The 6,623-nt window shown below is 65.8% G+C and carries 6 protein-coding genes and 1 pseudogene; 1 reads left to right on the forward strand and 6 read right to left on the reverse strand.

Going from position 1 to position 6,623, the window contains the following annotated elements; all coding sequences use genetic code 11:
* Positions 1–214 precede the first annotated feature (214 nt).
* Both lsr2 and lysS read right to left on the reverse strand, forming a co-directional pair.
* Positions 215–556 (reverse strand): histone-like nucleoid-structuring protein Lsr2, encoded by a 342-nt coding sequence (lsr2, locus tag H7J73_RS27540; RefSeq protein WP_264070976.1) that lies wholly within the window; start codon positions 554–556, stop codon positions 215–217.
* 122 nt (positions 557–678) lie between these two features.
* A complete protein-coding gene (gene lysS, locus H7J73_RS27545; protein ID WP_435405590.1) occupies positions 679–2,223 on the reverse strand; it encodes a lysine--tRNA ligase in 1,545 nt (514 codons plus the stop codon).
* Positions 2,224–2,265: 42 nt separating this feature from the next.
* On the opposite strand from lysS, the gene H7J73_RS27550 reads away from it, so the two are divergent.
* Positions 2,266–3,531, forward strand: a complete 1,266-nt coding sequence (locus H7J73_RS27550; protein WP_264070977.1) for an alanine racemase — start codon at positions 2,266–2,268, stop codon at positions 3,529–3,531.
* 62 nt (positions 3,532–3,593) lie between these two features.
* On the opposite strand, the gene H7J73_RS27555 is transcribed toward H7J73_RS27550, so the two are convergent.
* The 4 genes and pseudogenes from H7J73_RS27555 to H7J73_RS27570 all read right to left on the reverse strand — a co-directional run.
* Complete coding sequence (locus H7J73_RS27555; RefSeq protein WP_264070978.1) at positions 3,594–4,409, reverse strand: type III pantothenate kinase; 816 nt, start codon at positions 4,407–4,409, stop codon at positions 3,594–3,596.
* A 3-nt stretch (positions 4,410–4,412) separates the two neighbouring features.
* The gene (panC, locus tag H7J73_RS27560) at positions 4,413–5,324 is read right to left on the reverse strand and encodes a pantoate--beta-alanine ligase (protein WP_264070979.1); all 912 of its coding nucleotides are present in this window, start codon (positions 5,322–5,324) and stop codon (positions 4,413–4,415) included.
* A gap of 5 nt (positions 5,325–5,329) precedes the next feature.
* Positions 5,330–6,241, reverse strand: coding sequence for a Rossmann-like and DUF2520 domain-containing protein (locus H7J73_RS27565; RefSeq protein WP_264070980.1), 912 nt, complete (start codon positions 6,239–6,241; stop codon positions 5,330–5,332).
* Positions 6,242–6,335: 94 nt separating this feature from the next.
* A pseudogene (locus tag H7J73_RS27570) lies at positions 6,336–6,623 on the reverse strand (DUF6779 domain-containing protein); the annotation flags it as partial.

Below are 6,623 nucleotides of genomic sequence, written 5' to 3' on the forward strand. Positions count from 1 at the left end.
CGCACACGAGAAGTGCACAGCACCTGCCGTCCACTCTAATGGGCGCTCGCCCGGGGTGTCCTACCTTGGGGTACCAACCGATGGGCAAACCAGGTAGACGCACCAGAGCAACGTCGGGAAATGCCGATTCGTTTCCCGCTTCGCCAAGTGGCCGCTTCGCCGCTAGCGAAACGCCCCGAAAACCCGACTCAGGGCGCAGGTGTGCGAACGAGAATTACGTGGCGGCGTGGAACGCGTCGATGACGTCGGCAGGAATGCGGCCGCGGGTCGACACATTATGTCCATTGCGACGGGCCCAGTCGCGGATAGCAGCGCTCTGCTCGCGATCGATTGCGGCACGGCCCCGGCCCGATCCCGGCGCACGGCCGCGACGACGACCGCCGACACGGCGACCTGACTCGATCCACTGCTTGAGGTCGGCACGGAGCTTTCCGGCATTCTTGTTCGAAAGGTCGATCTCATAGGTGACACCGTCGAGGCCAAATTCCACTGTTTCGTCAGCAGCACCCTCACCGTCGAAATCATCGACCAACGTGACGGTAACTTTCTTAGCCATTAGCTCACTGATCCTTCATCTCTGCACACATGTGGGTAATCGTCTGTTTGACGACCGGCCCCCCACTATCTAATGTGCCATAAGAATCTTCCCCGCTCAACAACGCGGGCAAGCGCAGCAGTTCAGTTGACGTGTCGCCGCACAATCGGGAACAAAACTGTCTCCCTAATTGACAACCCCGTCAGGCACATCAACAAGCGATCGATACCCATTCCCGTTCCGGTCGTCGGTGGCATCGCATACTCCATGGCGGCGAGAAAGTCCTCATCCAACACCATGGCCTCGTCATCACCTGCGGCAGCCGCTCTGGCCTGCGCCGCAAACCGGTCCCGCTGGATAACCGGGTCGATCAACTCCGAGTATCCGGTGGCGAGTTCAAATCCTCGCACGTAAAGGTCCCATTTCTCGGTAACGCCGTCGATACTGCGATGTTGACGCGTCAATGGCGTTGTCTCGACAGGGAAATCCTTCACAAAAGCCGGAGACCACAGCGTGTCGCCGACGGTGTGCTCCCACAGCTCTTCGACCAGCTTGCCGTGACCGTATCCACGATCTTTCGGTAGCTCAAGATCCAGCCGACCCGCAACACTCCACAGATAATCGGCCGGTGTTTCCGGGGTGATCTCTTCACCGAGAGCATCCGACAAAGAAGGATACATTTGTATCGACGGCCATTCACCGTCCAGGTCATAGATCTCGCCATCAGGCAGTGGCACTTGTCTGGTGCCGATCGCCTCATCTGCGACTTCTTGAATTAGTTCACGCGTGACAACGGCTGAATCGTCATAGGTTCCGTATGCCTGGTAAGTCTCAAGCATCGAGAATTCCGGTGAATGTGTGGAATCCGCACCTTCGTTTCGGAAGTTTCGATTCAACTCGAACACCTTGTCCAGGCCGCCGACGACACAACGCTTCAGGAACAGTTCCGGCGCAATCCGTAGATACAGGTCGGAGTCGAGAGCATTCGAGTGGGTGACGAAGGGCCGTGCGGCCGCACCGCCGGCCTGAACCTGCAGCATCGGCGTCTCGACTTCCAGAAAGCCGCGTCGTTCCAACGCCGAACGCACCGCCCGCACGACGGCGATGCGCTGGCGCGCGACGATCCTGGCCTCCGGCCGCACGATGAGATCGACATAACGCTGACGCACCCGGGATTCTTCGTTCATCTCCTTGTGCGCCACCGGCAACGGCCGCAGCGCCTTCGACGCCATCTGCCACGAATCCGCCAGCACCGAGAGCTCTCCGCGGCGAGAACTGATCACCTCGCCGTGCACGAAGACGATGTCGCCGAGGTCGACATCGGCCTTCCATTCGTCGAGGGACTCCTGCCCGACACCGGCGAGGCTGATCATGGCCTGCAATTGGGTGCCGTCACCGTCCTGCAGGGTGGCGAAACACAATTTGCCCGAGTTGCGCGCGAAGACCACCCGACCCGCGACGCCGACAATGTCGCCGGTGGTGGTGTCCGCGGCAAGGTCGGGATAGCCGGCGCGGATCTCGGCCAGCGTGTGGGTGCGGTGCACCTCGACGGGGTACGGATCACGCCCCTGCGCCAGAAGTCGTTCCCGCTTGGCCTGCCGAATACGGAACTGTTCGGGGAGGTCGGCCTCGGAGAAAGACTCGGAGGCAGACGCGTTCGTCGAATTCGAAGTATCCGCAGAGCTCACGACGTGCCAGCTTAGTGGACTGTGCGGGCCTAAATTGATCCCGTGACCGCGACCATCAGCGCAACTGCCCTCTCGACGCTTGCCGACGAACCTCTCGATTGGCGTTTCAAAGGGCTACCGGTCGAGTGGAGCGGGCAGACGCCGGCCCAGATCTGTGCCGCGAAACCGCGTCTGCTCGAAGCGGGACCGCTGGGTCCGGTGTGCGTGCTACGGGCCGACCCGCTGGCCCACAACCTGGACACGATGGCGCGGTGGTGTTCCGAGCGCGGGGTTTATCTGGCCCCGCACGGTAAGACACACATGTCACCCCAGTTGTGTGCGAAACAGCTCGGGGCGGGCGCATGTGCCATCACCGCCGCCACCATCAGCCAGGTGCGAACCTTCCGCGCCTTTGGGATCAGCACGGTGATACTCGCCAACCAGCTCGTAGACTCCGACGGATTGCGTTGGCTGGCAAGAGAACTGGATGGAAACCCGGATTTCGACCTGACGTGCTGGGTGGACTCGGTGCGCGGGGTGCAGCTCATGACGGCCGAGCTGGCCGCCGCCGGCGCGACCCGCCGGGTCGATGTCTGCGTCGAGGTCGGCGCGGCCGGCGCCCGCACTGGCTGTCGCACCGACGACGACATCGACGAAGTCGCGGCCGCCGCGGCCGCCTCACCGCAGTTGCGCCTGGTCGGGGTGGCCGGCTATGAAGCGGCATTGGGCCACGACGTCACGCCAGCGGCTCGGGACGTGGTGCGCGACTACCTCGAACGGATGCGGTCGACGGTGCGACGACTGGCGGGCCTGTTCGACACCGCTGAGGTGCTGGTCACAGCCGGCGGCAGCACCCACTTCGACCTGGTCACCGACATGCTGGCAACTGGATGGCCCGCGGGCCTGGCCGTGCGCACCGTGCTGCGCAGCGGGGCGTATCTGACCCACGACGAGGGCCTGTACCGGCGGACGTCACCCCTGACCCGGGCCGGGGTACAGCCGCCCACTCTGCTCCCCGCGCTCAGCGTGTGGGCGCAGGTGTGTTCCCGACCCGAACCCGACCTCGCACTGCTCACGCTGGGCCGCCGCGACGTGTCCTTCGACGAGGATCTGCCGATACCGCGGGCACTTCCGAACAGCTTCGTGACCAAACTCAATGACCAGCACGCGTTTCTGCAACTGGACGCAGGCGATGCCGACCGGGCCGAGGTGGGTTCCTGGCTGGAGTTCGGCATCTCCCATCCATGCACCGTCTTCGACAAGTGGCAGATGATCCCGGTCCTCGACGCCGACGACAGGGTGGTCGAGATGGTCCGGACGTTCTTCTGATCGTCCAGCTCCTCCCCATACCTCGTCTCTCGCTCTGCATCGGTCGCCGGACGCTCTTCTAGTCAGCGCGCGGGTTTGAGCTTTCCGCGCTGGCCGTCACGGTTGCGCTCGAAGACGAGCCGCAGCCCGTTGAGGGTCAGATGCCGGTCGTACTGTGCAGGCGTGCGCAGATCGGGGAGCAGCAGCGGTGCGGTGTGCCCGGTGGCAACCACCACGATATCGTCGCCGGCGAATCCGTCGACGTCTTCCCGGATCCGCCGGACGATGCCGTCGACCAGCCCGGCGAAGCCGAATACCGCTCCCGCCTGCATACACTCGACGGTGTTCTTGCCGATCACCGATCTGGGCCTGGTGAGCTCGACGCGCCGCAGTGCTGCCGAGCGCGCCGCCGCGGCGTCCGAGGACACCTGGATGCCCGGCGCGATGGCCCCACCGAGGAACTCGCCTTTGGCCGACACCACGTCGACACAGATCGACGATCCGAAGTCCACCACGATGGCTGCGGTGCCGTAACGGTGAAAGGCAGCCAGGCAGTTGACAATACGATCGGCGCCGACCTCTTTCGGATTGTCCACCAGAAGTGGGATCCCGGTGCGGACACCAGGCTCGATCAATACGTGCGGGACCGACGGCCAGTATTGGTCGAGCATCACTCTGACCTCGTGCAGCACCGAGGGAACGGTGGACAGGCCGACCGCCCCGGTCAGCCGTTCGGAGTCATCACCGATCAAACCGTCGATGGTCAGCGCGAGTTCGTCTGCGGTGACTTCGGGTTCGGTGCGAATCCGCCACTGCTGCACGACTTTCGCGTGCTCCCCCGAGCCGGAGATCAGCCCGACGACGGTGTGCGTGTTTCGGACGTCAATGGCGAGGAGCATTTATCAGTTCCTCCAAGGCATTTCGGGATGCCCGGCCAGCCTCGGGTTGCCCCCACCGAGGTCGACGGCGATGTTGTCCAGCAGTCGGGTGGTACCCAGCCGCACGGCGACGAGCAGCCGCCCCGGCCCCGCCGCCGGTGACGGTTCCAACCCAGGACCGCGAGCCTCCAGGTAATCAACTTCGATCGCCGGAACCTCCTCTAGCACTGCCCGCGCGGCACTGACCGCCGCTTCGGGCCCCTGGGCAGCGGCGTACTTGCCGGCCAGTAGGGCCGCCGACAAGGCGATGGCCTGTTCACGCTGCTCGGCATCGAGGTAGCGATTGCGCGACGACATGGCCAGCCCGTCGGATTCCCGTTCGATCGGCACCCCGACGATGCCCGTGTCGATATTGAGGTCGGCAACCATCTGCCGGATCAGGACCAGCTGCTGGTAGTCCTTCTCCCCGAAGAACGCGCGGTCCGGACGCACGATCTGCAGGAGTTTCATAACCACGGTCAACATGCCCGCGAAATGTGTTGGCCGCGAAGATCCTTCGAGGTCGGCCCCCAATACTCCAGGATGCACCGACGTGCGCGGTCCGTCCGGATACATCGCCGCGGCAGTCGGCGTGAACGCGATCTCGACGTTTTCGCTGCGCAGCAGTTCGAGATCGGCGTCGAGAGTGCGCGGGTAGGCGTCGAGGTCCTCGGTCGGCCCGAACTGCAGAGGGTTGACGAAGATCGACACCACCACAACGGATCCGGGCACGCGGTTGGCCGCCCGGACCAGCGCGAGATGCCCGTCGTGCAGGGCGCCCATTGTCGGCACCAGCATCACCCGTCGGCCGGTGTGCCGCAGTGCCCTGGTGACCTCGGCGACGGCGGCCGGTGACGGGTACACGTTGAGCTGGCCGGCCTGAAACTTCGATGACATCGGCTTCACCGCGCCAGCACCTCGAAGACGGATGCCGGCGCGTGCGATCGCTGCGCGGTGCGCAGTGCGACGGCCCGATATGCCTCGGCGAGTTCTGGATCGAGGTCGCCGAGCGCGGCGAGGTGGCCGGCGACGGCCACGGCATCGCCGCGGGCCACCGGGCCGGTGAGTGCGCCTTGCCCGCGGCGCAGGGTGTTTTCCAGTGCCGCCCGGGCCAGCGGGGCGATGACGCGTTCGGCGATACCGCCGGGGTTGTCTCCCACCAATTCCTGCCCCAGCAGTTCCTGGCCGGCCAGCGCCGCACGCAGTGCCTCCAATGCGTCGGCCACCACGGTGACGATGTGGTTGCTCGCGTGGGCCAGTGCCGCGTGATACAGCGTCCGGTCCCGTTCGCGGACCCCGACGGGCTCGCCGCCGATTTCCAGGACCAACGACTGCGCTATCGCGTACCCGATCTCGTCGGCCGCGGTGACCCCGAAGCAGGTGTCGGCCAGCCGGACGATGTCTTCGTCACCACCGGTGAAAGTCATCGCGGGATGGATCGCCAGCGGAATGCAGCCCTGCTCGGCCAGCGGAGCGAGCACTGCGACGCCGTTGGCCCCGGAGGTGTGCGCGACGATCGTTCCCGGTTTCACCGACGATGTCGCCGCCAGCCCGGTGACCAGCGACGCCAGTTCGGCGTCGGGAACGGCGAGCAGCAGCAGCTCGGAATGGTCGGCGACCTCGTGGACAGGCAGCACCGGCGTATCGGGCAGCCGGCGCTCGGCGCGGGTCCGCGATTCGGTCGAGATGGCGCTGCAGGCGACCACGACGTGCTCGGCACGTTCGAGTGCGACGCCGAGCGCCGTGCCCACCCGGCCCGCCGAGATGATTCCCACCTTCAACCGGGCAGGACGGATTCCACCGGGAGTCCCCACGCAGACGACCTCGCTGACGTCATCGATTCGTTCCGGTCCGCTCAGATCGGGTACCGGACGGTCGGACCAAACTGTAGCTCAAGCGGCCGACGCCTCAGTCCTCGCGGCGCCGCCGCCCGCCGGTCCTGGCCGCCCCGGCTTGCAGCCGCGCCAGCAATTCCGCTGCGGGGGTGCCGCCGGGCTTGCCGTCGGACTCGTCGGCAGACTCGGCCGCTTCGGTGTTCAGGGCCTCCTGGACCTCCGCATCGCTGCGGTGCCGCGGCGCGGGTGGGGTCTCCGCCCGGGGCGGTGCCGGCTGCGGAGGAGTGGGTGCCGGCGAGGCCACCGGCGCCGGGGCGGGCGCCAGCCGCGGGCCAGGGGCACCTTCGGCCGCCGACGAGTG

The organism is Mycolicibacterium komossense, assembly GCF_025822605.1.
Lineage (GTDB): Bacteria > Actinomycetota > Actinomycetes > Mycobacteriales > Mycobacteriaceae > Mycobacterium > Mycobacterium komossense.